The sequence below is a fragment of the Bernardetia sp. ABR2-2B genome (assembly GCF_037126435.1).
Lineage (GTDB): Bacteria > Bacteroidota > Bacteroidia > Cytophagales > Bernardetiaceae > Bernardetia.
The window spans coordinates 1,292,178-1,318,055 of record NZ_CP147020.1 but is presented as its reverse complement, the minus strand read 5'-3'; the positions used below and the strand labels follow the sequence as shown (position 1 = coordinate 1,318,055).

General features: G+C 30.8%; 22 protein-coding genes. 13 read left to right on the top strand and 9 right to left on the bottom strand.

Translation table 11 applies throughout. The annotated features are described in order from the left end of the window. The first annotated feature begins 68 nt into the window (after positions 1-68). Positions 69-812, top strand: coding sequence for a DUF4184 family protein (locus WAF17_RS05480; RefSeq protein WP_338767265.1), 744 nt, complete (start codon positions 69-71; stop codon positions 810-812). Positions 813-857: 45 nt separating this feature from the next. Here the strand turns inward: WAF17_RS05480 and WAF17_RS05475 are convergent, their stop codons facing one another. Next, a complete protein-coding gene (locus WAF17_RS05475) occupies positions 858-2,546 on the bottom strand; it encodes an AMP-binding protein (RefSeq protein WP_338767260.1) in 1,689 nt (562 codons plus the stop codon). A gap of 222 nt (positions 2,547-2,768) precedes the next feature. Here WAF17_RS05475 and WAF17_RS05470 point away from each other — a divergent pair, with 222 nt between their 5' ends. Beyond that, positions 2,769-3,935, top strand: coding sequence for a metallophosphoesterase (locus tag WAF17_RS05470; protein ID WP_338767258.1), 1,167 nt, complete (start codon positions 2,769-2,771; stop codon positions 3,933-3,935). 54 nt (positions 3,936-3,989) lie between these two features. Here WAF17_RS05470 and WAF17_RS05465 read toward each other — a convergent pair whose 3' ends face one another. Continuing rightward, positions 3,990-4,742, bottom strand: coding sequence for a glucose 1-dehydrogenase (locus tag WAF17_RS05465; RefSeq protein WP_338767256.1), 753 nt, complete (start codon positions 4,740-4,742; stop codon positions 3,990-3,992). A gap of 302 nt (positions 4,743-5,044) precedes the next feature. On the opposite strand from WAF17_RS05465, the gene WAF17_RS05460 reads away from it, so the two are divergent. Both WAF17_RS05460 and WAF17_RS05455 read left to right on the top strand, forming a co-directional pair. After that, a complete protein-coding gene (locus WAF17_RS05460) occupies positions 5,045-6,295 on the top strand; it encodes a hypothetical protein (RefSeq protein WP_338767254.1) in 1,251 nt (416 codons plus the stop codon). A gap of 145 nt (positions 6,296-6,440) precedes the next feature. Then, positions 6,441-7,016 carry a TetR/AcrR family transcriptional regulator gene (locus WAF17_RS05455; RefSeq protein ID WP_338767252.1) on the top strand — a complete coding sequence of 192 codons (576 nt, stop codon included), beginning with the start codon at positions 6,441-6,443 and terminating at the stop codon, positions 7,014-7,016. Between the two features lie 9 nt (positions 7,017-7,025). On the opposite strand, the gene WAF17_RS05450 is transcribed toward WAF17_RS05455, so the two are convergent. Further along, entirely contained in the window at positions 7,026-7,850 is an 825-nt protein-coding gene (locus WAF17_RS05450) for a hypothetical protein (RefSeq protein ID WP_338767250.1), read from the bottom strand. A 149-nt stretch (positions 7,851-7,999) separates the two neighbouring features. Then, on the bottom strand, positions 8,000-8,500 hold the full coding sequence (locus WAF17_RS05445; RefSeq protein WP_338767248.1) for a thioredoxin family protein: 501 nt from the start codon (positions 8,498-8,500) through the stop codon (positions 8,000-8,002). Positions 8,501-8,794: 294 nt separating this feature from the next. Between WAF17_RS05445 and WAF17_RS05440 the strand changes: the two genes are divergently transcribed. The 6 genes from WAF17_RS05440 to WAF17_RS05415 all read left to right on the top strand — a co-directional run bounded on the left by WAF17_RS05440 (position 8,795) and on the right by WAF17_RS05415 (position 17,351). Continuing rightward, positions 8,795-10,954: a hypothetical protein gene (locus tag WAF17_RS05440; RefSeq protein ID WP_338767245.1), complete on the top strand. Its 2,160-nt coding sequence runs from the start codon at positions 8,795-8,797 to the stop codon at positions 10,952-10,954. 243 nt (positions 10,955-11,197) lie between these two features. Then, positions 11,198-12,673, top strand: a complete 1,476-nt coding sequence (locus tag WAF17_RS05435) for a BatD family protein (RefSeq protein WP_338767243.1) — start codon at positions 11,198-11,200, stop codon at positions 12,671-12,673. 331 nt (positions 12,674-13,004) lie between these two features. Beyond that, positions 13,005-14,399: a saccharopine dehydrogenase C-terminal domain-containing protein gene (locus tag WAF17_RS05430; RefSeq protein WP_338767240.1), complete on the top strand. Its 1,395-nt coding sequence runs from the start codon at positions 13,005-13,007 to the stop codon at positions 14,397-14,399. Between the two features lie 325 nt (positions 14,400-14,724). Beyond that, positions 14,725-15,702, top strand: coding sequence for a hypothetical protein (locus WAF17_RS05425; RefSeq protein WP_338767237.1), 978 nt, complete (start codon positions 14,725-14,727; stop codon positions 15,700-15,702). Further along, positions 15,695-16,228, top strand: coding sequence for a hypothetical protein (locus WAF17_RS05420; protein WP_338767234.1), 534 nt, complete (start codon positions 15,695-15,697; stop codon positions 16,226-16,228). Before WAF17_RS05425 ends, WAF17_RS05420 begins: the two co-directional genes overlap by 8 nt. Positions 16,229-16,448: 220 nt before the next feature. Further along, entirely contained in the window at positions 16,449-17,351 is a 903-nt protein-coding gene (locus tag WAF17_RS05415) for a hypothetical protein (RefSeq protein ID WP_338767231.1), read from the top strand. 204 nt (positions 17,352-17,555) lie between these two features. Here the strand turns inward: WAF17_RS05415 and WAF17_RS05410 are convergent, their stop codons facing one another. The 4 genes from WAF17_RS05410 to WAF17_RS05395 form a co-directional block, all read right to left on the bottom strand. Further along, positions 17,556-18,335 (bottom strand): thymidylate synthase, encoded by a 780-nt coding sequence (locus tag WAF17_RS05410; protein WP_338767229.1) that lies wholly within the window; start codon positions 18,333-18,335, stop codon positions 17,556-17,558. Between the two features lie 50 nt (positions 18,336-18,385). Further along, on the bottom strand, positions 18,386-18,718 hold the full coding sequence (locus WAF17_RS05405) for a hypothetical protein (RefSeq protein ID WP_338767227.1): 333 nt from the start codon (positions 18,716-18,718) through the stop codon (positions 18,386-18,388). Between the two features lie 24 nt (positions 18,719-18,742). Further along, complete coding sequence (locus WAF17_RS05400) at positions 18,743-19,915, bottom strand: serine hydrolase domain-containing protein (protein ID WP_338767226.1); 1,173 nt, start codon at positions 19,913-19,915, stop codon at positions 18,743-18,745. Positions 19,916-19,998: 83 nt separating this feature from the next. After that, complete coding sequence (locus tag WAF17_RS05395) at positions 19,999-22,422, bottom strand: TonB-dependent receptor (RefSeq protein ID WP_338767224.1); 2,424 nt, start codon at positions 22,420-22,422, stop codon at positions 19,999-20,001. Positions 22,423-22,562: 140 nt separating this feature from the next. Here WAF17_RS05395 and WAF17_RS05390 point away from each other — a divergent pair, with 140 nt between their 5' ends. The 3 genes from WAF17_RS05390 to WAF17_RS05380 are packed head-to-tail and all read left to right on the top strand — an operon-like array spanning position 22,563 to position 25,051. Further along, positions 22,563-23,381: a hypothetical protein gene (locus WAF17_RS05390; protein WP_338767221.1), complete on the top strand. Its 819-nt coding sequence runs from the start codon at positions 22,563-22,565 to the stop codon at positions 23,379-23,381. After that, a complete protein-coding gene (locus WAF17_RS05385; RefSeq protein ID WP_338767218.1) occupies positions 23,381-24,208 on the top strand; it encodes a hypothetical protein in 828 nt (275 codons plus the stop codon). The genes WAF17_RS05390 and WAF17_RS05385 overlap by 1 nt, the downstream gene beginning before the upstream one ends. 9 nt (positions 24,209-24,217) lie before the next feature. Then, positions 24,218-25,051: a hypothetical protein gene (locus tag WAF17_RS05380; RefSeq protein WP_338767215.1), complete on the top strand. Its 834-nt coding sequence runs from the start codon at positions 24,218-24,220 to the stop codon at positions 25,049-25,051. 117 nt (positions 25,052-25,168) lie between these two features. Here the strand turns inward: WAF17_RS05380 and WAF17_RS05375 are convergent, their stop codons facing one another. Continuing rightward, the gene (locus WAF17_RS05375) at positions 25,169-25,822 is read right to left on the bottom strand and encodes a hypothetical protein (protein WP_338767212.1); all 654 of its coding nucleotides are present in this window, start codon (positions 25,820-25,822) and stop codon (positions 25,169-25,171) included. Positions 25,823-25,878: the final 56 nt, after the last annotated feature.

The window sequence follows — 25,878 nt, the reverse complement described above, 5'->3', positions numbered from 1 at the left end:
GCAAATTCAAATTCTAGTATTTTTGTGTAAATTAATAAAAAAAATAGTCTTACAATTAACTTTTTTAAATGCCCTTTACATTTTCTCATCCTGCAATCATTTTGCCTTTCGGAATTTTAGGGAAGTGTTATTTTTCTCTGACAGCTCTCATTATTGGAAGTATGACACCTGATTTTGAATATTTTTTGCGTTTGAAGGTGCGTAGTGATTTTTCTCATACTCTTTTTGGTATTTTTTGGTTTGATTTACCTTTAGGAGTTATGCTTTGTTTTGTGTTTCATTTGCTCGTAAAAAAAACACTTTTCAAAAATCTGCCTTTTTTTCTGCAAACTCGTTTTAATGATTTCTTAGATTTTGATTTTACTGATTATTTTAAAAAGCATTTTCTAGTTATTATTTTCTCTTTGCTTTTAGGAGCTTTTTCTCATCTTTTTTGGGACGGTTTTACGCATCATGACGGATTTTTTGTAGAGCTTTTTCCTATTTTACAGACCAAAACTATTTTCTATTCTATTCCTGTTTTTAAGTTTTTACAGCATTTGAGTACGCTTTCAGGTGGGGTTTGTATTGCTTTTTGGGTTTATAAATTACCTCAAAATACTAAAACTGTTCATTCTATTTCTCTCAATTATTGGCTTTCTTTGTTCAGTTGTTTTGTGTTTTTATTTTCTATTCGTTTTTTCTTTATGTATTACTTTCAAGAGAATTTTCATATAGGTAATTTTATTGTGAGTGGAATTTCTCTAATGTTGCTTTCTTTGATTCTAGTAGGCAGTTTTTATTCTGTGTATAAAAAAAGCGACACAAAATAAATTTGTATCGCTTAGAAGGTCAGAATAAATCAGAACGAGAAAAAACTAAACATTTGCCATTTTTTCTTTTTCTGCATCTTTCAATACACGGCGCAATATTTTTCCTACATTTGACTTTGGAAGTTCTTCTCTAAACTCATAATGTTTTGGAACTTTATAACCTGTCATGTTTTCTTTACAGTATTTCTTTATTTCATCTACTGTCAATGATTCATCTTTTTTGACAATAAATACTTTTACAGCCTCTCCTGATTTTGCATCATCAATTCCGATGGCTGCTACTTCCATTACCTTTGGATACATTGCAATTGTATCTTCTACATCATTTGGATAGACATTAAAGCCAGAAACCAAAATCATGTCTTTCTTTCTATCAACAATTTTAAGGAAACCATCTTCTTGTAAAATAGCTACATCGCCTGTTTTGAGCCATCCATCTGCTCCCAAACAATTAGAAGTTTCATCAGCTCTTTGCCAATATCCTTTCATTACTTGAGGTCCTTTCACGCAAAGCTCACCTGGATTATTAAATCCTTCTACATCATTTCCATCATCATCAATAAGTTTGATTTCCGTACTTGGAAGTGGCATTCCGATTGTTCCGATTTGTACATCTCCAACAACAGGATTACAACTTACCACAGGCGAACATTCTGTAAGTCCGAAGCCTTCAACTAATGAATTTCCTGTAACTTCTTTCCATTTTTTGGCAACAGCACTTTGTACGGCAGTCGCACCAGCAACAGCAATTTTTAGGCGTGTAAAATCTACTGTATTTATGTCTGGATGGTTTGCAAGTCCATTGAAAAGCGTATTTACGCCTGTCATTATCGTAATTTTATTACTTGCCATTTCTTTAATGAGAGCTGGTAAATCTCTAGGATTGGTAATCAGAACATTACTACAACCATAGGCAAAGAAAATAAACGTATTTACAGTTAAAGAGAAAATATGATACATCGGCAAAGGAGTCAAAACTACTTCTTGCCCTTCTCTAGCAAGTGGTTTCATCCATTCTTTTATCTGCTCGGCATTTGCAATTACGTTTCTGTGTGTCAGTTCTGCACCTTTTGCTACCCCTGTTGTTCCTCCTGTATATTGAATAAATGCGTTGTCTGAACTTTCTACTTTTACAGGTGTAAATGGATATTTTCTGCCTTTTGCAAGTACATAACGGAAAGGAATTGCACGAGGAAGACTGTAAGAAGGAACCATTTTTTTGACACGTTTCACAACGAAATTGGTAAGGGAACGCTTAAACATTCCCATCATATCTCCCACTTCTGTAACAATAACAGTTTCAATATTTGTGTGAGGCAATACTTTTTCTATGCTATCAGCAAAGTTTGCTAATACTACCACAGCTTTTACATCAGCGTCTGTAAATTGGTGTTCCATTTCACGAACTGTATAAAGTGGATTCGTATTTACGACGACCAAACCAGCACGAATAGCACCAAAAAGAGCAATGGGATATTGCATTACGTTTGGCATCTGTATCGCAATTCTATCTCCTTTTTTTAGGTTCGTTTCATTTTGTAAAAAAGCTGCAAAATTAGCTGAATAATTACCAATTTGTTTGAAAGTCATCTCAACACCCATATGAACATAGGCAGTTTTATCTCCATATTTTTCTATACTCTCTTCAATCAACTCTATCAATGAACTATATTGGTCTGGGTTAATGTCCTTTCGTACTCCTTTTGGATAATGCTGTTTCCAAATTTCTTCCATAATGCAATAATTTATTTTTTGTTGTGGGTTATTTTTAAGTCGTGATTACGATTATATAAACAATATTCCTATTTTTTTGACAAAAAGCAAATGTATTGTATGCTTTTCGATTAAATTCTTAACTAAATTTTGAAATTAAAACTTTTTGCCCAAAAGAATTTTAAAACAAAATCAAAATACGTAGATTTCACTATTCTATTTTCTAAGTCTCAAATCAAAAAAATGATACTTCTTCTAAAGCGTCTTTTTTCCCTTCTATTTTTCTTCTTTCTATGTAATTTTATTTTTTCCTGTAAAAGTGTTTCTCAGTTATCGCCTCTTTCTAATTTTTCTATTGATTACAGCAAAAAAGAAATTGATAAAACTGTTTTTTTGCTAGGAGATGCAGGAAATAGTGATTCGCTTACGCCTATTTTTTTATCTCTGAAAAAAGAATTGGCTAAAAATCCTTCTGCTACTTTGATTTTTTTGGGAGATAATATTTATCCGTATGGTTTGATTCCGAAGGAAGAAATAAAAGGAAATAAAAAACTGATTGCAGAAAGGAAAGAAGCCGAAAAGCATATTGATTCACAACTTAAAATTGTAGAAAATCATCAAAAAGAAAATGTGATTTTTGTAGCAGGAAATCACGATTGGGGAGAAGATAAAAGAGCTGATTTTGTAAGTGAAGAGCAAGGTTATATTACAGACAAAGGTTATAAGTATCTTCCTAAAAATAGTTGTAGCACACCAACCGTTCTTGATTTATCAGATAGTATAATTTTGATTTGCCTAGATACACAATATTTAATCCAAAAAAATAAATCTTCTGATTGTGAATTAGAAACAAATCAAGAAATTTATACTCGTTTGGATAGTCTAATTATGGCAAATAAAAATAAAAAAATAATTGTTGCAGCGCATCATCTACTAGAGAGCGAAAGTTCGCATGGAGGTAAATTTCCCTTACGACCTCACCTTTTTCCATTAGTAGATTTTAATAAAAAATTATATATTCCTTTACCTATTTTGGGGACAGCTTATGTTTTGATGCGAAAAGCAGGTTTTTCAGAACAAGATATTTCGAATCCTAGATATCAAGATTTGAAGAAAAACCTTTCTTCAATTTTTGAGAAACATCCAAGTTTGGTTTACGTTTGTGGACACGAACATACGCTTCAATATCATAAATTCAATGAAAAAAGTCCAAAAAAAGTTTGGCGACAAATAAATAGTGGAGCAGGTTCGAAGAAAACATTTATCAATAAAAATTATAGAAAAGATAAAAAAGTTTTTTTTGCGTATTCTAATTATGGTTTTGCTCGTTTGGATTATCTAAAAAATGGAAAAGTAATTGTTTATTATTACAATCAGAATGGAGAAGTTTTGTATTCTGATAGATGGTAATTTCTCAAAAAAAAGGTATTTGTTTGTTTATATCAAACAAATACCTTCAAAACTTTATGCACCAATAAGTGTCATTCCACCATCAATAGTATATTCTGAACCTGTAATATAAGAAGCATCATCAGAAGCTAAAAAGGTAACTAATTTAGCAACTCCTTCTGAAGTACCAATTCTTTTAAGAGGAATATTGGATACCATAGAAGCCTTAAAACCTTCAACTTGCTCATCACTCATTCCTACTTTTTCAAAAATTGGAGTTTCTGTAAGCCCTGGGTTTACAGCATTAACACGAATATTTTTAGAAGCTAGTTCTGCTGCTGCTGTTCTTGTAAAAGAATTTAGAGCTGCTTTTGTAGCAGCATAAATTGCCGTTCCTGCCGAACCTGTATAAGCATTTATTGAAGAGAGATTAATAACAGATGCACCTTCATTAAGAATTGGTAAAAACTTTTGAAGTGTAAAAATTGCACCTTTTAGATTAATATTCATTTGCGTTTCATATAATTCTTCTGAAATCTGTCCCAAAGGAGTTGGAAAAAATACACCTGCATTGACAAACAAAATATCTATTTTACCGTGAGCTTTTTTTACTTTCTCTACTAAAGAATCAAGATGAGAAAGGTTTGCTTGGTCAGCTACAATACCTTCTGCACCTAATTCTTTGGCAGCTTTTTCTACTTTTTCAGTATTCCTACCTGTAATAATTACTTTTGCACCTTGTTTTAAAAACTCTTCTGCTGTGGCATAGCCAATCCCACTATTTCCACCTGTAATGACTGCGATTTTTCCTGTTAATGAATTGCTCATGTTTTTTGAATTTGATTGAATGATAAAACAAATTTTGATTTGAAAGATAGTTTTAGAACGATCGTTCCAAAATAAAGTTTGCTTTTAGTTTATTATTATTATTTCTTAACATATAAATTCTGATTTTGGCGACGATTATTTTAATTAATCTACTTTACTAGTGCAGCATTTTTAAGAAGTTCTGCGTATAGACAAACAGAAAGGATTTTTCAATAAATTTTCTTTTACCCTTATAAGTTTTTAAAAAAATAATTAAACACACACTATCATTCATTCATCTTTTATAATTTCCCTTTAAAGTTATGTATCGCAAATTTACTTTGTCTAGTTTATCTAGTCTGCTCTTTTTTTTATCTATCTTTTCCATCATTTTCTTATCTAGTTGTGAGCAAGATGATTGTAACTACTCTTATATTTCCTATGAGCCTATCTTTATGAGTTATGACGAATTTAGAAGTATTCCAGTAGAGCTGAAAACTCCTCGTTCTTTAGAAGAAGTAGGTAAAATATATTTTTATAATGATTACTTATTTATCAATGAAATAAATGAAGGTGTTCATATTATTGATAATTCAAATCCTGCTTCACCACTTCAAGTTGGTTTTCTAACGATTGCTGGAAATGTAGATATAGCCATTTCTGGAAATACTTTATACGCTGATAGCTATACCGATTTGTTGGTTATCGATATTAATACAGTTACAAATCCTCAACTTATTGAAAGAGTAGAAAACACATTCTCAAATCAAATTTTTGGAAATAACGGCTATGCAGACCCTAATTATGGAATTGTAGTAGATTGGAAACAAACAGAAGTCGTAACTAACTATAATTGTAATGATGATGAGTATATAGCCTATCAAGAACAAGCTCGTCAAGGGGCAAATTCAGGAGTTGCAGGTTCGATGGCTCGTTTTGCCATTACTCAAAATCATCTTTATACATTAAATGGAGATAATCTAAAGTCATATTCTATTCTTAATCCTACGTCTCCACAAATGAAAAGTGAAATAGAATTAGGCTGGGGAATAGAAACACTTTTTCCTTATGGAACTAATTTATTTATTGGGTCGCAACGAGGAATGCATATTTATGATTTATATGAGCCTAATCAGCCTAGATTTGTTTCTACTTATGAGCATATTACGAGCTGCGACCCTGTGGTAGTTTCTGAAACTACGGCTTATGTAACACTTAGAAATGGTACAAATTGTAGAGATGGCGTAAACGAACTGCATCTAATAGATATTTCTGATTTATCAAACCCTTCTTTAATCAATACACAAGCCATGACAAATCCACATGGTTTGGGAGTAGCTTCTAATTATACAAGTAAAACACTTTTTGTATGTGATGGAGATGCTGGTTTGAAGGCTTTTAATGTTACTGACCCATCAAATGTGGAAGAAATGGCTTCGGATGAATCAATACATGGATATGATGTAATTGCTCATCAAAATATCTTGATGTTGATAGGAAAAGACGGTTTGTATCAATATGATTATCGAAATCCACAAAACTTGAAGCTATTGAGTAGTATCAAAACAAAATAAAAATACATTTTGAAGTGAAGAATTACTTTTTGGTAGATAAAAACTTTTGAATTGATTTGACGTTCCTATACTAATACTATAGGAACTTTTTTTGTAGAAGGTTATAAGGTTTATGTAAAAGGAAATATATTAATTGAGTATAATTATGGCACGAAAAAAACAGTTTGAAGAACAAGAAATATTAAGTAAAGCAACAAATTTATTTTGGCAACAAGGCTTTCACGCTACTTCTATTCAAGATTTGGTCAATCATTTGAAGATAAATAGAGCTAGTCTTTATGATACTTTTGGAGGAAAGGAAGAACTATTCAATAAGGCATTAGAGAGTTATAGAAACCAGAGTAAAGAAGCTGTACAAACATTTCTAAGTAATCAACCTTCTATAAAAGAAGGTTTGAAAAATCTGTTTTTACTTGCTATCATGGGAGAAAAAAGTGTGCAAGAGAAAGGCTGTTTTGTTATCAATTGTATGAGCGAACTCATTCCCAATAATGAGAATATATTAGAAATGGCTATACAGAATAAGAAGGAGTTTGAAGGTTTTTTTATAGAATATCTTAAAAAAGGAGTTGAGAATGGAGAAATAAATCCTCAAAAAAACATAGAATCTACGGCTTCTTTTTTATTTATGTTTTATAGTGGATTAAAAGTAGTTGGAAAGACAAATCCAGACAAAGAAGAGTTAATAAAAACTATCGAAGTTGGACTCTCTGTGCTATAATTTTTTGATTTATTTTTTAAAAAAACGCTCTTCTTGTCCTTCAAAAAGTAAATAATAAGCTCCCAAACTCAAGTTTGAGCAATCTACTGTAAGTCCATCCCCTTGTAAAACTAACTTTCCGTTATTATCTAAGATTTGATAATTAGTCGAACGAGAAAAAGTGATACGACTTGTTACACTTTTTGGATAAAAGCTGATTTGTTGTTCGCCCTCAGATACAAACTTAATTTCAGGAGAATAATAATATTTCCCTGTTACGTCTAAGTATTTTATTCTATAAATATTTTCTCCTCCACGATGTGTAAGAGGCAGTGTATATACATTTTGTTGTGCGCTTCCCTTGCAACTGATTACCTTCTCAACTATCCAAGTACGGTTATTTTTGATTTGAATAAAGAATTGACCAAATTTTTTCTCTCCCCTTGTTACCCAAATCATTGTATTCATATCTACGTTGATAGACGAAAAACGAAAAGGAAGCCTGTCTTTAATAGCTTGTGGATTAAGAATTTTTGGAGTGCAGCTTCCTGTATGAATGATTTTAACTACCACTTCATCATTAATCTTTAGAAAAGACATATTAATATCAAAAGCTGTAGTGGCAGGGAATTTCACTACTTTATTATTAACATATATTTCTTTTACACAATATTCTGTATCCGAAGTAGATGAGTTTTGGATATATAAGTTTGTTCCATGATAAACACCTTTTATCACTAATTCTCTCTTGGTATTGTCTTTAATGTTATCTTGAGCAAGAAGAAAATTAATAGATAAACAGGAAATTAGAATAACCAAAAAACTAGACAAATAAAGGGATGTTATTTTTTTCATACATCTGTACAAATAAAAATTAAATTACAAGAAAATTTAACAATCAGATATGCCAAATTAATCAAAAAAAAGCAGTTTTCTAAATTACACTCATAGTTATTTAGCAGCTTTAGTAGAAAACTATTCAGATTTTGGCGTTCATATAAATACTATTTTCTATCTTCTTTAAACTTCTTTAGCATATCTATAAAGTCATCTTTTTCTCTATAACCAGGAGCAACAGCCACCTCTTTTTTACTATTTATCAAAACAATAGAAGGATAACCTGTAATCTTAAATACTCCTCCAGAGAGCTGCCTGTACGTTAGTTTTTGTCCGTCAAATGAAGTTGCATCTTCACTTTCAGCATCTAATTTTACGGCGTGATAATTTTGAGCCACATATTCTACCACTTCTTGCGTTTGAAATGTGTTTTTATCCATTTTTTTGCACCAGCCACACCAATCTGTATAGACATCTATAAAAACGGGTTTTTTATCTTCTGCTGATTTTTTCATCGCTTCTTCAAAAGTAAGCCATTCGATCTTAGGTTTCTTTATTGTTTGTGCTGTTTCTTGTTTGTCTTTTACTTCATTTTTGGAAAAAAAAGTAAAACCACTTATAGCAGAAAAACAGAAAAAGAGGGCAATAAATAAAGTTGTTTTTTTCATGATATTTTTTGTTTGAATTAAATGCTTGTTACTCAAAATAACAAAACTGAATTTGAAAAGTTATAGAAATATAAAATCTATTATATGTCATAATAAAACAAATGCGAAGCCAACTTTTATTTTTTAAACTCTTGTATAAATTGATTTAGAATAAATTTAAGAAAATATGTATCTTTTTCTACTAAAACCCTTAAATTAGCACTCTAAAATTAATTTTATCTACTTTTTTAGTTGAATTTTATTCTTCTTTCATCTCATTTTTTCCTATCCATAAAAATTATTATTCTAGTTCTCATGAAAAATATAAAAAAATATACCACTCCCTTACTACTCTTCTTCTCAGTTCTTCTGCTATCTTTTTTGATGGTAAGCTGTGGCTCTGTTCCCCAAACTATCTCTAAAGACACCTATAAAGTATATAAGAAACAAGCAAAAGAGGGTAACTCTACTGCTATGCTCAAAATTGCAAATGCATTTAAGGGAGATATGTTTACGAGTGGAGAATACAGAGATTACAAAAATGCTATAAAATGGTATTCTGAAGCTATGGCAGCGAGTTCTGCTCAAAAAGTCCCAGCAGCTAGAGAGCTTTTCGAAATTTATATGACTGGAAGTGAAGATATTCCTAGAGATTTAGAGGCAGCTAGAAAGTGGCTGAATATCGTAGCAGATAGTATGGATTTGCACATGTATTACCAAGACAATACAGACCTTTATCTTATGGATATTTTTGATACCTATAAAGAAGCAACGAAAACAGAAGCAAGTGCAGAAAGTCAGTTTTTATTAGCACGTTATTTCTTAGAATTTGAGATTGATTATGTAACAGGAATGAAGTTTTTGGACAAAGCTGCAGTTACTGATAGCGTAAGATATAGCCAAAATGTAAATTACCTGAAAGCAAAATGGCAGTTTTTTAGAAACCGTCGTAGTGATTTTATAGAGGATATGGCTTTTGCTTATCAAAAAGACAAAGCACATCAAGTAATGAAGCGTTTTGCAGAGGAAGGAAGCGAACTTGCTAAATTAGAATATGCTAATTATCTAGTTCATCAAGCCGAAAACCCACAAAATGTAAAAGAAGAGACTGAAAAACTACTTCGCAACTTTGTTGTGGCAAAATATGCTAACAAAGAACATCAATTGAAGGCTACTTATTTAGCAGCTCTCGTACAAGAAGGAAAAGACCATGTTATTGCTTTTCGTAAATTATATGCCCTCAAAAACAAAAACTTTAGTGAAGAACAGTTTCCATATATGGATAATGCTATTGATGAGTATAAAGAAATTGCAAATCAATTAGAAACCCTTACAGGACTTGGAAAACTTACAAAAGAACGTCCAATGTTTATTGATATTCCTTTAGAAATGCCTAAATATTATCAGCATTATCAAGGAGATATTCGTCCTTTAGTAGCTGTAAAAGATGCTATCACAACACCTGAAAATATAGAATTTCTGACACCTACAAACGTTGAGAAATACAAGCAAACTCTTTTAGAGCAAGTAGATGATATTTTTGGTAAAGCAGATACACCTTCAGAGCTTTACAGCTTTAAGAATGCATTGGAAAAAGATAAGTTTTTTGAGCCATTAGCAAAGCCTTATTTGGACAGTCTTATTCAAAAACGCTTAGATATAAAAGGACTTGTACAGGAGGATTTAGTGTATGAATATGAAAAAGGACGCTTGGAAAATACTACTTTTTATAATTTGGAAGAAGGTAGAAAATTTATAGAAAACTTATCTAGGCGCAATGACCTTGACCCAGAACCAGTTGCTAAAAGTCGTTGGTCAAGAAAACCTACCAAACAAGAGCCACGCAAAAATGCTCTCTTGAAACGTGCAAAAGTAAAAGTTTTGGAAGATATTTATGGGGACTCTCCTACTATCAAACAAATTGAAGAACTTAACAAAACTGTTCCAAGATATTCTTGGCTTGCTCCTGAAGGTAGAGAATGGGCAGTTGGCTTAAAGGGAAATAGTGATAGTTGGTTTACGGGAATCATAGAAGTAAGCAAAACTCGTACACAGTATTTTTATGAAGTAAAACGATTTGGCGATTCTGACCGTTTCTTGATGGAAATAAAATCTATAAAAAATAATAGGTCTAATAACGCATATAGCACCAATTTGGAAGTTGAAAAGATGGTAAAAAAAGGAAGTGAATCTGGAGATGTAGAAGGATATAATGTTACTATTTTTGGAGCAAAATATCAAACCTATGGTTGGAAACAAAGTAAGACAGATTTTTTCAGAGTAATATGTAAGCCAAATACAAATAAGTTAGAAAATGCAGTCTGTACGGGTTATATGGCACTTAATAGAGATAAATCTTTTTCAGATGATTTTCTAAGAAAACATAATGTTTCTTCTAACTCTCAAAAAGATGCTATTCGTGCTGTTGTTCGCTATTTCATTTTGGAAATGCACCAAAACTTAGGAATACGTTAAAATAAAACAAGAATAAGAAAATAATTTTGAGAAAGCACTTATTAGATTTTTTCTGATAAGTGCTTTTTTATAGATTATAATATTTCTAAATTCTAAATCTACTGACTTTCTTTTTACACAAAAAAAAGAGTTATTTGTAATCAAGACTTTCATAATCTTAAAAAATAACATAGCTTTTACTTAGTATTTTAGCGAAAAAACACTAAGCAAATACATAATAACTTCATCATAAATAAAATAAAAATGAATAAATTGATGATAAATAGATTGAATTTAAAAATAATTTGGTTTATAATTTTCATAGGAATTATAATCCCTCAAGTAGCTTTTTGTCAAGAAATAACGCTGCAAGTAGGAACTACGACCATTGGCTTGAATGAAGACTTTGAAGTTACGGTAACGGTAAAGGATGGTGAGCTGAAAAAATACTCTGATTTTCCTAAAATAAGTGGAATGGATAAGGCTGAAATATATACTTCTCAGTCGATAAATTTTGTAAATGGACAGGTTTCCAAAACACAGGCAGTTACGCAACGTTACAGAGCCTCTAGGCAGGGAACATACTTTTTACGTCCTTTTGATATGACTGTTAATGGTGAAAAAGTGCGTCATGCAGGTGCAAGTATTGATGTAAAAGGTAGGTCAAAGACTACAAATCCGTTTGATAGTTTTTGGGGAAAAACGGAAAATACAGAATATATTTCGGTAAAAGATGATGCTTTTTTTGCCATCACAACAAACAAACAAAACCCTTATGTTGGTGAAGGGTTTACGCTTACGATGTCTTTTTATGTAGCTGTTTCGAATCGTGCAACACTTAATTTCTATGAATTAGGAGAGCAAAAAGCAGAAATATTGAAGCAAATTAGACCAAAAAATGCGCTTGAAGAAAATTTTAATATCATTCAACCTGTTCCAGAAATGGTCAAGATAAGAGGTAAAGAATATCGACAGTATAAGGTTTATCAAGCTGTTTTTTATTCATTAAGTCCTCAAGAAATATCTATTCCTGCTATTCCTTTCAAAATGGTAAAATATGATGTTGCTGTCAATTCACAGAGTATTTTTAATCAAATGAAAGAAAATATAAAGACGTATTACAGCGAACCTGTTTCATTGACTGTCAAAGCGTTGCCTCCTCACCCACTCAAAGACCAAGTTCCAGTAGGAAATTATATTTTGAAAGAGCAAATAGCAAGTAAAGATTTAAAAACAGGAGAAAGCGTACAGTATCAATTCAGAATTGAAGGAGAGGGAAATCTGTCTGTTATAGAAAAACCAAACCTTCCAAAAACAGGGAATTTTGATTTTTATGAACCTACAATTTCCGAAATGCTAAGACGAAATAATAATGCTGTTTATGGAAAAAAAGATTTCAATTATTATATCATACCAAACGAACCAGGTACTTATGAAATGAAAGACTATTTTAGTTATATATTTTTCAATACTAAAAAGGAAGATTATGACACGCTTTCCTCAAAAATTAAACTAAAGGTAACAGGAGAAAGTAGAAAAAATGCTTCTATTGGAAATGCTGATTTGGGTTCATTTTATGATAGAATTAATGAAGAAAGCAATACCTTGAGAAGTAAAAATGAAATAAAATGGGAAAAATATGGAATTAATGGTATTGCTCTTCTACTTGCTCTAGTCTTAGGCTTGAGTGTTTTGGTAGGAAAAAAAATACGTCAAAGAGATTTAGACAAAGAGGAATAAATATAGAAGCTTTTTAAGAACTGTAAGTAAATGAGTTATAACTAAAATACCGTAACTTATTGGTAAATGATTTATATGATTTTTAAGATAAAATGAAGATAAATGCAATTTCAAATATAATTTATTATTTTATTATACGATTTTGTATTATCCTGTAATTATCATAGTAATCATAAAACTGATAGCTCGGCGAAGCCAAATCACTCGCTAATCAGTCATTACTTATATTTAATTTTGTACAGTTACTTAAACTAGCAAAGTAACACCAAAAAAAACGGATTCTTAAAACAGCTTCAAATCAAATAACACACAACAACACACACAACAAACAATGAAAAACGTAGTAATACTTGGCGCAGGACGCTCATCCTATGCCCTCATCGGCTATTTATTAAAACATAGTATAGAGAATGATTGGCAAATTGAAGTAGGAGATTTAGATATTTCATTAGCTCAAGAAAAAATAAAAAACCACCAAAACGCAACAGCTTTTCAGTTTGATGTTTCAGATGTAGAAGCGTGTAGAAAAATAGCACAAAGAGCAGGCTTAGTTATTTCACTTTTACCTGCATTTTTACACGCCCCTGTGGCAGAAGTTTGTGTACAAGAATCAACTTCTATCTTTACAGCTTCTTATGTTTCTCCTCAAATGCAAGAGCTAGACGGAGAAGCAAAACAAAAAGGACTTTTACTGCTCAACGAAATTGGTCTTGACCCTGGGATTGACCACCTTTCGGCAATGCAAGTTTTGGATAGAATCCGTTTGCATAATAGTTCGGAAACTGAAAAAGCAGAAATTACGGCTTTTCGTTCCTTTACTGGTGGACTTTTAGCACCTCAATCTGACAATAATCCTTGGAATTATAAATTTACTTGGAATCCTAGAAATGTCGTTTTGGCAGGACAAGGGACAGCAAAATTTATTCAGAATCATCAGTATAAATATGCACCTTATCATCGTTTGTTTTCTTATTGTGAGCCAATAGAATCAAAAGAATTTGCTCAAATAAATAAAGATGATGAGAACTATAAATTTGAAGGTTATCCAAATAGAGATTCATTGCAATATCGCTCTACGTATGGACTAGATGATATTCCGACAATGCTTAGAGGAACGATTCGAAGAGATGGTTTTTGCAAATCTTGGGATACATTTATTCAATTAGGAATGACAGATGATTCTTATAAAATTGAACATTCGGATAAACTGACTTACAGACAGTTTGCTAATATGTTTTTCAAATATGACCCTTTTTTATCCTTAGAAAAAAAACTAAAAGAAAAGTATAATTTTTGTGATGCAGAACTCAAAAAGTGGGAATATTTAGGCTTCTTTGAAGATAAAAAAATAACACTTCCAAATGCTTCTCCTGCTCAAATCTTGCAACATCTTTTAGAGGAAAAATGGACGTTAGACCCACAAGACAAAGATATGATTTTGATGCAACACAGAATTAAATATACCTATCAAAATAAAGCAAAAGAACTTACTTCTTCGCTTGTCGTTTTTGGAGATGACAGCAAACATACAGCAATGGCAAAAACTGTTGGGCTTCCTTTAGCGATTGCAGCAAAGTTATATTTAACTGGGAATTTACATTTAAAAGGCGTTCAGATTCCAATTCATAGAGAAATTTATGAACCTGTTTTGGCAGAACTAGAAAATCATGGAATTATCTTTAAAGAAGAGATTACTGAAATTGATAAAAGTGAGCTTTACAGTTAGCAGTCATCAGTAAGTAGTAACCAGTTAATTGCAATTGCCGTTTTGTTTGTAGGGATGAGGTTCTTCTTGTCCCTTCTAAAAAAATATAATTCTTCATAAGAATATTATTAATTTAAAATAGACTAATTATATGACAAAGCAGAAAAAAAATCTATTCATTGTATTCTCCTCCGTTTTAATCATATTTCTACTCATTTTATTCTTTAGATATTCAGACATTTTCACTAACAAGAAAGAAGTAATAAAGCCTATTATAGAAAGAACTGAGTTTGATAATTTTGAGTTTACATCTTCTAAACCTTTTTATTTTAAAGTCGATAGCTCTTTGTATTTTGCTGAAGATGGAAAACTAGACTATTCTATAAGTCCTATATGGAAAGGTAAATTTGACAAAGCCTATATATCCCCCAATAGTAAATTTGCTTTACTTTTTGATGATTCCACAAATAAACTCACTCTTATAGATAGTAAAGGAACTATACTCTTCAATTTGGAAGATGTTAATTTACACCTTGTTGATGAATATAGAAAATCAAAGCGTTTTAATATATCACAAATGCAATGGAGTAAGAATTCTGATTATTTTATTATTGGACAAGATAGAATATGGGATAGTAATTACAGTGAAAATAATAAATCTAGTATCTATAAATATTCAGTAATAGATAATACTTTTAATTCCCTTATAGATTTAGAAGAAGAATTAATAAATAACTTTATATTCGATGCAAATGAAAATCATATCTATTACGAGTTTGCAACTGAAAAAGGAGATTTAGCTTTAAAAAAAATTGATTTGATAAGTAAAACAGTAATTTCAGAACATTTTAAAAATAGTAATTTAAAACTAGAAGGTATAAATGAAGATAGTATTTTTGTAAACTATGATAATTTTAAGGCTGATTTTCAATACAATAGCTTTGATTTGAATAGTATAATTACAACTGCAATAATACATAATGAGATAGGTCTTTATTATAAAAATAAAGACACAACCATACAGCTTTTAAATGGACAATTTGGATATAGTGATTATACAAACAGAACAATAAATTATTTTAAAGGTGGTTTTTTTTTACCTGATAATAGATATTTTATAGCAAATATTTATTCTAAAGATTTTACTGGTCAACTAGTAATTGATACTCAAACATTCAAAATAAAAAAATTGAATAAAAATACAAATTTCTATTTCAATATTAATTCTTTAGATTGTAGTGACTATGTATACAGATATGATATTGTTCCAAATGTGCAATTTGCGACATCTGTTACTTTAAAAATAGAGAGAGAAAATGAATAACAACAAAAAAGAAAATATTCAGCTTTATTCTTATGTTGGTTCTCAAGAAGTATTTGATTCTGTTGATTTAAAATTTACTGGCTATAAAATTTCAAAAAGTGAAGATATACTAAATTGGATTAAAAAAACAGCTCAAGAATTAATCAACGATAGTGTAATTGCAACATTTATCATTAATGAAAATCATGAACTTTTAATTAATGATAGGCATTCTGAACACGTGCAATGTGCAGGTGGAAAAAATGTTATTTCAGCAGGGGAAATTTCATTTCTAATTGAGGGGAAAGATAAAATTTCAATAAGCGAAATAAGTAATCAATCAACAGGTTACTGCCCAAAACCTGAATCTTGGAAATTTGTAAATGAAGTTTTAAGCAAACTAGAAATAGAATATCCAAATTATTTCACAGTCGACTTTGATTTTAGATTTTGCACAAACTGTCAAACTATCAACCTAATTAAAGAACATATTTTTGAATGTCAAGTATGTGGAAATGATTTAGATTCAGAATGGAATTTTGATTAGAAAACTACAATTTTATTTTTTTGCAAATTCAAATAAAAACAATGAAGCTGTTTAAGAATACTCATTTTTCCTTAGAATTGAGTTGCAAACCCAGTTCTAAGGAAAAATAACATTGCCTTTGTTGGTGTTTTAGCGAAGCGACACCAACAAACACACCTAAACCCCATTCTTAAACAACTTCAATAAATTATTAAAAATAGCGACGCAATTATATCATTAGATGCACATTCATAGAATAGATTCCACTTCACAAAAACACCATAACTTCCTAGCTCAAAACCGAAAAGATCCCATTACAGGTGATTCTATTTCAGAAGGTGATGAGGTAGTTTTCTGTGCAGATTGTAAATCAGTTTTTTTAAGTGATACATGGGAGTATCTAGGAAATAGGCATTGTGAACAATCTGAAACGTTGATAGATTTTCCTATTGAGAAAGCAATATTTTTAAAATTAGAAGATGAGATATTATTCTATACTTCTCTACCTAAAAAAGGAAAATCTCAAAAAAATATCCCAAGACAAGTAAAAAAAGAACCTTGGCTCAAGAAATCTCAGAATATATCTCCTTATCAAAACTTCTTGCACAATCCTTTTATGAGATTTGGTAAAATTATAGCTTTTATACCTTTTTATATATTGGTTGTTATAAAATCAAATAGTTCTTTTTTTCCATTAATTTCTATTCCTTTTATATTAGAAGGAATTATTTGGTTACATGACTGGTACTATGGAAATAAAGTAGAATCTACCTATCAACATTTCAAAAACAATACATTTTATATCACTAAAAAGGAGATTGGTTTTGCTAGTAAATATGGACTCAGAGAGAGTGTACTATTAGCAAAAGACATAGAAGAAATTATATTTCATGAAAGAGATAATCTTTCATCCAATAGTTATTGTCAAGTATATTATGAAGAACAAGGAAGACCAAAAAAATTAAAATTCAAGATACATAGTAATCTTTTTAATAATCCTAGCACTCTTATTTCTGCCCTTAATACCTTATCTATCTCTCATAATGTACCTGTACGTATAGAAAGTGGTGAGGAAAATACCCTTTATTATGTAAAAAAAATGATTGCAGAAGGAAATTCTAATTTTCTTATTTCAGGTAGATAGATTTTATTTTTTGCACAAACTCAAATCTATTCTCATTTTCCCACAAATGAACTTCTGATAATTGCATATAAAGCAATTCAGAAAAAATACTTTTTTTTCAATAAAGTACTTCTTTTTGAATATGAATTTTGATAAAAAATCTACCCTAAAAACTACAAAAGTAATTTTGAGAGTAGATTAAATGTAAAACTACTAGTTCTGAATTTAAACAGCCACAGGAGCTTTTATAGCAGGATGTGGATTATAATTTTTGACGACAATATCTTCATATTTAAAATCAAAAATAGAAGTTACTTCTTTGTTGAGTTCTAAAGTGGGAAGTTCTTTTTCTTCTCTTGTTAGTTGTAGATTTGCTTGTTCAAAATGATTATTGTATAAATGTGCATCTCCCAAAGTCATAATCAAATCGCCTACTTCTAAGCCACTTACTTGTGCCAACATGTGTGTAAGGAGCGCATACGAAGCAATATTAAAAGGCAAACCCAAAAATACATCTGCGCTGCGTTGATAAAGTTGCAAAGACAGTTTTCCATCAGCTACATAACATTGCCAAAGCGTATGACAAGGAGGTAAAGCCATATTCGGCACATCGACAGGATTCCAAGCCGAAACAATCATACGACGAGAATCTGGATTGTTTTTTAAAGAATTGAGAAGGTCATTTATTTGGTCAATTCCTCCAAAATTTCTCCATTGTGCGCCATAAACTCTTCCTAGATTTCCGTTTTCATCTGCCCATTCGTCCCAAATCGAAACGCCATTATCTTTCAAATATTTAATATTTGTATCTCCTTTCAAAAACCAAATTAGCTCGTGAACAATACTTTTAAAGTGGACTTTTTTTGTTGTAAGAAGAGGAAAACCTTTTTGAAGATTAAAGCGCATTTGATAGCCAAAAATAGAACGTGTTCCTGTTCCTGTTCGGTCAGATTTGTCTGCGCCTTCTTCTAAAATTGTTTTTAAGAGTGTATGGTAATTTTGCATTTTTTTTTATTTTTAATTTGTATGTTATAAGCATTTGAGATTTACAATTTTTATAAAAAAATCATTTCATCAACCACCCATACTTTGCCATTTTTATATAATTTGATTTCTACAAAAACTTTATTTTTACCTCTTCCAACATGTATCTCATAAGTCCTATTCTCTCTTGAGTTTTCTTTGAAGCTCATTGAGGAACTGGTGTTTGATAAACTTGTTCTATAAGGTGGAGGAGTATTTAATTTTTCTTCAATCAATTTGCTAGAGTTTATATACTTTTCTGCCGTCTCAAATGCAGCAGAATCATGAGTGATAATATTAATACCAATTGTAAAAATTAATGTGAAAACAATTAGCCCTCCAATAGCATATCTTAAATATATCATATAATTTAAAAGCAATAGTTTTATTTATTTCATTTCTACGTAATTACGCAAAAGATAATTTCTAATTTTCTTTAGTCCTGTTTGAGTTTCTTCGTTTGCCGAATTAGCAATTACTAAGATGGCAATGTTATGTTTTGGGAGTACAAAATTAATACAAAAAAATGTATCTGCACTTCCCGAGTGCGTACTTACCATGTCATCAAACGGATTGTTTTCATCAGATTGATGTATAGAATACCAACCTATCGAATACTCAGAATTCTCAATATTAAAATAATGCAGATATTCATAAAATTCTTTGTTATGTTCTTTATCCAAACCGTTTAAGCCTAATAAATTCTTCTGAATAAATTTTGTATAATCTATAATAGACATACTCATATTACCAGCAGGGGATAAAATTGAATCCATTTGATATTCAGAATTCGGGTTATGAGGAATTAGTACATTTTTTTCTTCATCAAAAGTATGTCCCCAAGGTTGTTGTATATCTTCTCTAGCAGCCCAGCCAAAAGTAACATTCATTTGCAAAGGTAAAAAAACTTGTTCTTGCATCAATTTTTCCCACTCTTTGTTTGCCATTTTTTCTATCATTGCTGCTGCCACGCCATAACCTGCATTTGAATATCTAAAACCTGCTTTTCTATCTTCTCTCTTAAAAGGTATTGGTTTTTGAGAAAGCACCCATTTTGTAAAACTGTATCTTCTTTTTTGAGGGTTTTCTTCTGTAAAACGGCTTAATGTTTTCCATTCTTCATCTGTAAAAAAAGGAGGTAGTTTGCTCTGATGAGAAAGAAGTTCACTAAAAGTAACTTTTCTAAACTTTTTATTCATTGTTTTGACTAGTTCTGGAAAAACTTCTTCTAATGTAGAATCCCATCTCAAAACTTTCTTTTTTACCAAAATTCCTGCTAAATATCCTGTCATTGCTTTTCCACAAGAACCCAAGTGCATTTTATCAGAAACTTTCAAAGAATCGCCTTCTAATCTTCTTAGTCCAAAAGCTCCCAAATTTATTGTTTCGGTAGAAGAAGTAACAGCAACTTGAACGCCTACCATGTTGTGAGTTTTGATTATATTCTGAACATAGTTTGCTAAACTATCTGAATTAAGTTTTTTTTCTACTTTTGTTTGTGCAGTAGCTAATTGAATATTGCAGAGAATTGCTACGAGAAATATGATTATTTTTTTTGCCATTTGAAGATTTTTAAGATAAATCACTTTTTTTATAAAAACTGGTTCAAGCGGCGACACTTGAACCAGAAATCATTAAAATCAAATTAAAAATTAGCTCTCAAAGCTAAAACAAAATTTCTTCCTGCACCACCAATTCCAGAACCATACGATTGATAGTATTTATCTAAAATATTTTCTCCACTTAGATTGGCACTAAATGTTTTATTGATTTGATAACTAGAACGAAGATTCAAAGTCCACCACGAAGGAATAAAATTTTCAGGATAGAAAATAGTATCTCCTTGGTCTTCTGGCGACATTTTATCAAAATCAACACTTTTGAATTGATAATTTACAAATCCTTCTACTTTGAAACGCTTATATTGATATTTTAGTGAAACCAAACCAAAAGAAGGAGGCGTATCTGGAAGGCGTATTTCAGCTTTATCATCAAATCCATAAACATAATTAAAGGTAGTTTTGAATTTGAATTTGTCTGTAATTGATGCTTCAATCTGCGAACTAAGACCATAAATATAACCAATATCTGTATTTTGATAAGAAACTACACCACTAAGAAGACCATCATAAACAATAGAATCTTGTCCATTGAATGTAGAAGGACGTAAAACCATAGCATCGTTTAATATGGTATAATATCCTGTTGCAGAAACTCTGACACGCTCCAAAAATGTCTTTGAAACTCCAATTTCAGCATTATACGTGTAAGCTGGTGAAAGATTTGGATTAGGAACAACCACAGACCCCGGTTGAGAATCAAATACTTTTCCTAAGTCATCTACGTTTGGCGCACGAAAGCCAGAGGAAATATTTGCATTAAGTTGCCAAGAATCAGCAGGGCGATAAGTAAGCCCCACACTTCCATTCAATGCGCCTGTATTTACATTTGCTTCATCAAAAGGAAAGTCGAAAAACTCTTTATTATCAAACTTTGCGCTTGTCCAAATCTGTGTATAACGTGCACCTGCTGTTGCTGTCATTTTCTCTGAAAAATTCCATTTATAATTGAAATAAATAGCTGCCATTGCCATCGTACTTCCTCCATCTGGGTAGCGAGTATCTAACGGACGTTCTTCATTATTGACAATATTTTTTTGTGTTGCTGAAGAATTTACATCATTATAATTAAAATCAATTCCGTAGAAAATTTGATGTTTTTTATCGTCTTTCAAGTCTTTATCAAAATCAATATTAAAAGAAGTCATACTAACATTTTCGGTGCGAGAACCTAGCCAGTCATTACCAAAACGACGGTTGTGGCGAGATTCTTCTACTTGCTGATTTGCAACAAGTACACGCATTGCATCAAAGGCTTTCTTTTTTGCATACCAAGTTAATTTTCCATAATTCATCATCCAAAACTGACGACCATAATACCACTCTGCAAAACGCAATTTGCCATCACGCTTCTGTATCAAACGGTCGTAACGAGGAATGTCAGACGAAGAAGTGTAATGAAAAGCATATTCTGCTTGTAAATCATCTGAAATTTGATAGGTCAGTTTTTGCATTAAATTCCATTGCGAATAACCAGATTGTTTTTGAATAAGAGGATTTGAATTACGAACGACGCTATCTTTTCCGTTTATTCTTTCTACGTACTCTAATCTTTTTCCCCAGTTTTGATAAGCTTCTCCATCAAGACGAATGCCTCCAACACGCAAGTCATCAAAATCTGTAAAAGTAAAGGTTGTAAGACTAGCTAACTTTCTTCCTGCAATATTGAGTGTTAGATTTCCTGTTTTTTCTCCGTTGGCAGAGCCATAACGCACAAAACCACTTCCACCGAAAAGTAGGTTTTCTTCTGTCGCAAAACGAGCCTTTTTAGTATGAAAATCCATTACGCCACCAAGTGCATCACTTCCATACATGACTGAACCTGGACCAAAGATGACTTCTACCTCTTCCATTGCACTTGCATCAAGACTAATAATATTTTGAAGATTTCCAGAGCGATAAATGGCATTATTCATTCGAACACCATCAACGACAATCAGAACTGAATTGGCATTGAAACCTCTAAACATCGGACTTCCTCCACCCATTTGGCTTTTCTGAACATAGACTTGTCCTGTTTGAGCTAATAAATCTGCTGAAGTTTGAGGGTTTTGAAAAGCAATTTCTTTTTGAGAAACTTTTACAATCTCGTTCGGAATTTCTTTTTTGTCTTGCTCCCATTTGTTTGCCGAAACTACAACTTGCTCGGTTTCAAATATTTTTTCAGAAATGAGAATTATTCCTGCTGCATCAGTTTTAGCTATTTTTTTATTGTTATAGCCATAATAACGAAGATAAAGTGTATCAGTAGGAGCAAAAATATTCAAGTTGGCTTTGCCACGAAAGTTAGTAATGACAGATTGTTGTTCTTTATTATAAATAGAAACACCCTCTAAAGGCTGCAAAGTAGAAGCATCTAAGACTTCAATAAACTGAGAATAGACATTATTTTGAGTAAAAAAAAAGATACTGAAAAGTATCAAGGTTGTTTTTAGAATACAGGTTTTCATTTGCTGGTATTTTATGCGTTTTTTGCAAATTTCGCTATAAAAAACAGGATTTAGAAATCTTTTATTTGATTTTAACGTGAAAACAAATATTCAAACTATATTTGATTTCAAACTTCAAAAATCTCATTATTTTTCTTTCAATGAACTACAACAGCCACAAATTAAACCCAAAGAATCACTCCCACATCATAGGAAGGCAAGATTCTATTACAGGCGATACAATAAAAGCAAATGATGAAGTTGTTTTTTGTAGTGCTTGTCAGTCTGTTTTTTTGGTGGAAAGCTGGAAGTATATGGACACACAGCATTGCAATCAGAGAGAAACATTGGGGTTTGTTCCTGTTCAAGCAAAAGAAATTAAGGCTAAAAAGAAAGAGGATTCCTTTCTTCGCATTCCATTTCCAGCCGAGCAAACACTTAATATTATAGGTATAATGTTTATGCTTTCTTGCTTGTGTGTTTTCTTTGGTAGTTTTATGGTTAATGAGCTTTTAAAAAATTGGGATTTAGATTTGGTGCTAGTTATGCTAGGGTTTGAAATGTTTTTTGGCACTTTGATATTTTTGTTAAACATACAGAGAAAGTCAATGAAGAAAAATGCGTGGCTTGAGTTACAAAAAAATGGGTTTGCACTCTATAAAACGAGATACAAATGGACGGAAGTAGAATATGTAGTTTATAAATCAGAGAGCAACCTTAAAGGAAATCCTTATCAAAGAGATTATATTAATAATATTCGTATCCATGTAAATGACTTAGAGCGACACTTTTCACTAGAATCAACAAACCGTTATCCTGATAATATAGACTTTCTAGAAAATTTAATACAGGTTTCTGAGCTTACGAAAGTTACTTTTTGTACTAATGATGAGAAGGAATATAAATTTATAGAAGAGAAGAAAAAAGAATCTACAGGAAACGTAGTTTTGACAAAATCACTCTTAATTAAGTATAACTAATGAACTACAACACCCACAAATTAAACTCTCAAAATCACTCCCACATAATAGGAAGACAAGATTCCGTTACAGGCGATACAATAAAATCAAATGATGAGGTTGTTTTTTGTAGTGCTTGTCAGTCTGTTTTTTTGAAGGAAAGTTGGGAGTATATGAACAAAGAACATTGCAATCAGAGTGAAACGCTTAAGTTTGTTCCTGTTCAAGACGAAATAATTAAGGCTAGAAAAAGAAATGCTTTACTTTTTGAGATTGCTAAACATAGAAAGGTGCGTAAAACTTTATTCATATTATCTTACCTTATCATTTTTAGTCTTATTTTTTTTGGATTTTGTATATCTGAGTTATTCAATTTAAAAATAGGAACAAAAGAGTTAAGAATTATAATAACTATTTTAAGTATCTTAGAAGTAGGATTTGTAGTTGCAATGTCTGTCATAATTGTAAAGCTAAAAAAGCAGAATACTACTACAAAAATGATTCAGATTTATGAAGATAAATTGGTTTTATTTGGTCAGGTTTATAAATGGAAAGAAATCACTAGCATAATTTATAAAGCAAATAAGAAATTTATTCCATTTTTATCTAATTCAAACACCTCTAATAAAATTCGAATTTATTTACACAATAACTTAAAAGAAATCGATTTAGATTTAAAAATCAACTATTCTCATAATGTTGAGTTTTTGGATAGTTTAATGAAAGCTTCAAAGTTTACAGAAGTCATTTTTTATTTGGAGGATGTAAAAGAACATCAGTTTTTGAAAGAAGAGATAAGAAAATACGAAGGAAATATAATTTTAACTGATAAAATACCTTTTTATTAAAAAAGATACATGAACTACAACACCCACAAATTAAACCCAAAGAATCACTCCCACATCATAGGAAGACAAGATTCCGTTACAGGCGATACAATAAAATCAAATGATGAGGTTATTTTTTGTAGTGCTTGTCAGTCTGTTTTTTTGAAGGAAAGCTGGGAGTATATGGACACACAGCATTGCAATCAGAGAGAAACATTGGGATTTGTCCCTACTCCTATTCCAACTTTAAGAGCTAAAAAGAAAGTAAGAGGAAAGAATAGTGATGACAAATTAATTTTTGAAATTGGAAATAGTAATATTAATTTTTTGTACTTACTTTTTATCATTCCAGTTGTTCTGTTTACATTGAGTATAAATATAAATAATTGGATTGGAGGTTTAGTTTTTTTAGCTGTTCCTATGTCTGGTATTGTTTTATTTACTGTTATTGAAAAATTAGAAGAAAGTAAGTTGATTAGAAAATTTTTAAGAGTTTATAAAAATACTGTAAAAGTATTAGAAACAGGAATTGAATTACAAAACGATAAATTTTATTCCTATTACGAAATACAAAAAATAGAATATATCAAGAAAAAAAACTTAGATTTTTCTTTCAAACAAACAGATTTATGTTTGAATCTTCATTTGAAGAACGGAGAAATTATAAAACAAGAACTAGCTTCTAAATCCTATGAAAACACCAAACCCTTTCTTTTTGCCCTTGCTTGGGCTGCACAATTTACAGAAATACATTATTATACCAAAGACAAAAAAGAAATAGGAATTGCAAAAAGTATAGAAAGAAATTATACAGGGAAAATTTTAGCTAGAAAAAATTATCTCCAAATAGAAAACACAGACTAAAAATAAAATTTTAACCTACTTTTTTAGACTAGCATTGTTTTAAAAATACTCAAAATCAAAAAACCATTCTATTCAAAATAATTGATAGAATGGTTTTTTCTTTTTTAATAATTTTTCTTAAAACATAAATTGTATTCCTAAATTAGGACTAGCAATGCTATATGTGTTAAGTGAATTGTCTTTCCTATTTGCTTCTCTAGTCGAATAATAATTGATACCTGTTCCAATTAAGTTCATACTTAACCCAAATCGTTTGGTAGGATGATACAAAAGTCCTGTATAAATATTTGCACCTAATTTATGTGAATTAGATTCACTTATTTGTGGATTAGAGCGTTCGTCTTCTGTCTTTGAATTCCTTTTTAAATAGTCTAATTGAGGAGATACAAAAAACGAAAGTTTTTCCATTATACGTATATACTTTTTATAATAAACTCCTATTCCATAGCCTTTGGTAATACGCTCTTCCTTTGTCGTATTATCTTGAAAACTCGTTTCACGTAGATGCTTTTGCATTTCTAAAGATAATAGTATTCCTACTTCTTGATTTTCTTTGAATACATAACCAAATAAAGTCGTTGAATTATATCTTATGCTTTTATTGTCGGAGGAGTAATCATCTATATTATATTCAGTATTATCAGTATCAAAAGTAAAGCTTTCATTTATTATGAAAGTCCCTTTATCTAACTGTCCGAAAGAAGATGAGCAAATAAACATTGAAATAAAAAATAAAGCAAAAGACACAAAGTTTGAATTGATACGTAACATGTAAATAAATTGGGTTAAATTGTAAATTGATTTGAAATCAAATGTAGTCTTTACTT

Coding starts and splice junctions, on each gene's coding strand:
- WAF17_RS05465 (WP_338767256.1), bottom strand. CDS start 4,742: ATGAGCAATTCATTAACAGGAAAAATCGCAGTCATTACAGGTGGAAAT.
- WAF17_RS05455 (WP_338767252.1), top strand. CDS start 6,441: ATGGCACGAAAAAAACAGTTTGAAGAACAAGAAATATTAAGTAAAGCA.
- WAF17_RS05445 (WP_338767248.1), bottom strand. CDS start 8,500: ATGAAAAAAACAACTTTATTTATTGCCCTCTTTTTCTGTTTTTCTGCT.
- WAF17_RS05385 (WP_338767218.1), top strand. CDS start 23,381: ATGAACTACAACACCCACAAATTAAACTCTCAAAATCACTCCCACATA.
- WAF17_RS05415 (WP_338767231.1), top strand. CDS start 16,449: ATGCACATTCATAGAATAGATTCCACTTCACAAAAACACCATAACTTC.
- WAF17_RS05460 (WP_338767254.1), top strand. CDS start 5,045: ATGTATCGCAAATTTACTTTGTCTAGTTTATCTAGTCTGCTCTTTTTT.
- WAF17_RS05410 (WP_338767229.1), bottom strand. CDS start 18,335: ATGCAAAATTACCATACACTCTTAAAAACAATTTTAGAAGAAGGCGCA.
- WAF17_RS05470 (WP_338767258.1), top strand. CDS start 2,769: ATGATACTTCTTCTAAAGCGTCTTTTTTCCCTTCTATTTTTCTTCTTT.
- WAF17_RS05380 (WP_338767215.1), top strand. CDS start 24,218: ATGAACTACAACACCCACAAATTAAACCCAAAGAATCACTCCCACATC.
- WAF17_RS05395 (WP_338767224.1), bottom strand. CDS start 22,422: ATGAAAACCTGTATTCTAAAAACAACCTTGATACTTTTCAGTATCTTT.
- WAF17_RS05475 (WP_338767260.1), bottom strand. CDS start 2,546: ATGGAAGAAATTTGGAAACAGCATTATCCAAAAGGAGTACGAAAGGAC.
- WAF17_RS05405 (WP_338767227.1), bottom strand. CDS start 18,718: ATGATATATTTAAGATATGCTATTGGAGGGCTAATTGTTTTCACATTA.
- WAF17_RS05420 (WP_338767234.1), top strand. CDS start 15,695: ATGAATAACAACAAAAAAGAAAATATTCAGCTTTATTCTTATGTTGGT.
- WAF17_RS05400 (WP_338767226.1), bottom strand. CDS start 19,915: ATGGCAAAAAAAATAATCATATTTCTCGTAGCAATTCTCTGCAATATT.
- WAF17_RS05440 (WP_338767245.1), top strand. CDS start 8,795: ATGAAAAATATAAAAAAATATACCACTCCCTTACTACTCTTCTTCTCA.
- WAF17_RS05375 (WP_338767212.1), bottom strand. CDS start 25,822: ATGTTACGTATCAATTCAAACTTTGTGTCTTTTGCTTTATTTTTTATT.
- WAF17_RS05435 (WP_338767243.1), top strand. CDS start 11,198: ATGAATAAATTGATGATAAATAGATTGAATTTAAAAATAATTTGGTTT.
- WAF17_RS05390 (WP_338767221.1), top strand. CDS start 22,563: ATGAACTACAACAGCCACAAATTAAACCCAAAGAATCACTCCCACATC.
- WAF17_RS05480 (WP_338767265.1), top strand. CDS start 69: ATGCCCTTTACATTTTCTCATCCTGCAATCATTTTGCCTTTCGGAATT.
- WAF17_RS05430 (WP_338767240.1), top strand. CDS start 13,005: ATGAAAAACGTAGTAATACTTGGCGCAGGACGCTCATCCTATGCCCTC.
- WAF17_RS05450 (WP_338767250.1), bottom strand. CDS start 7,850: ATGAAAAAAATAACATCCCTTTATTTGTCTAGTTTTTTGGTTATTCTA.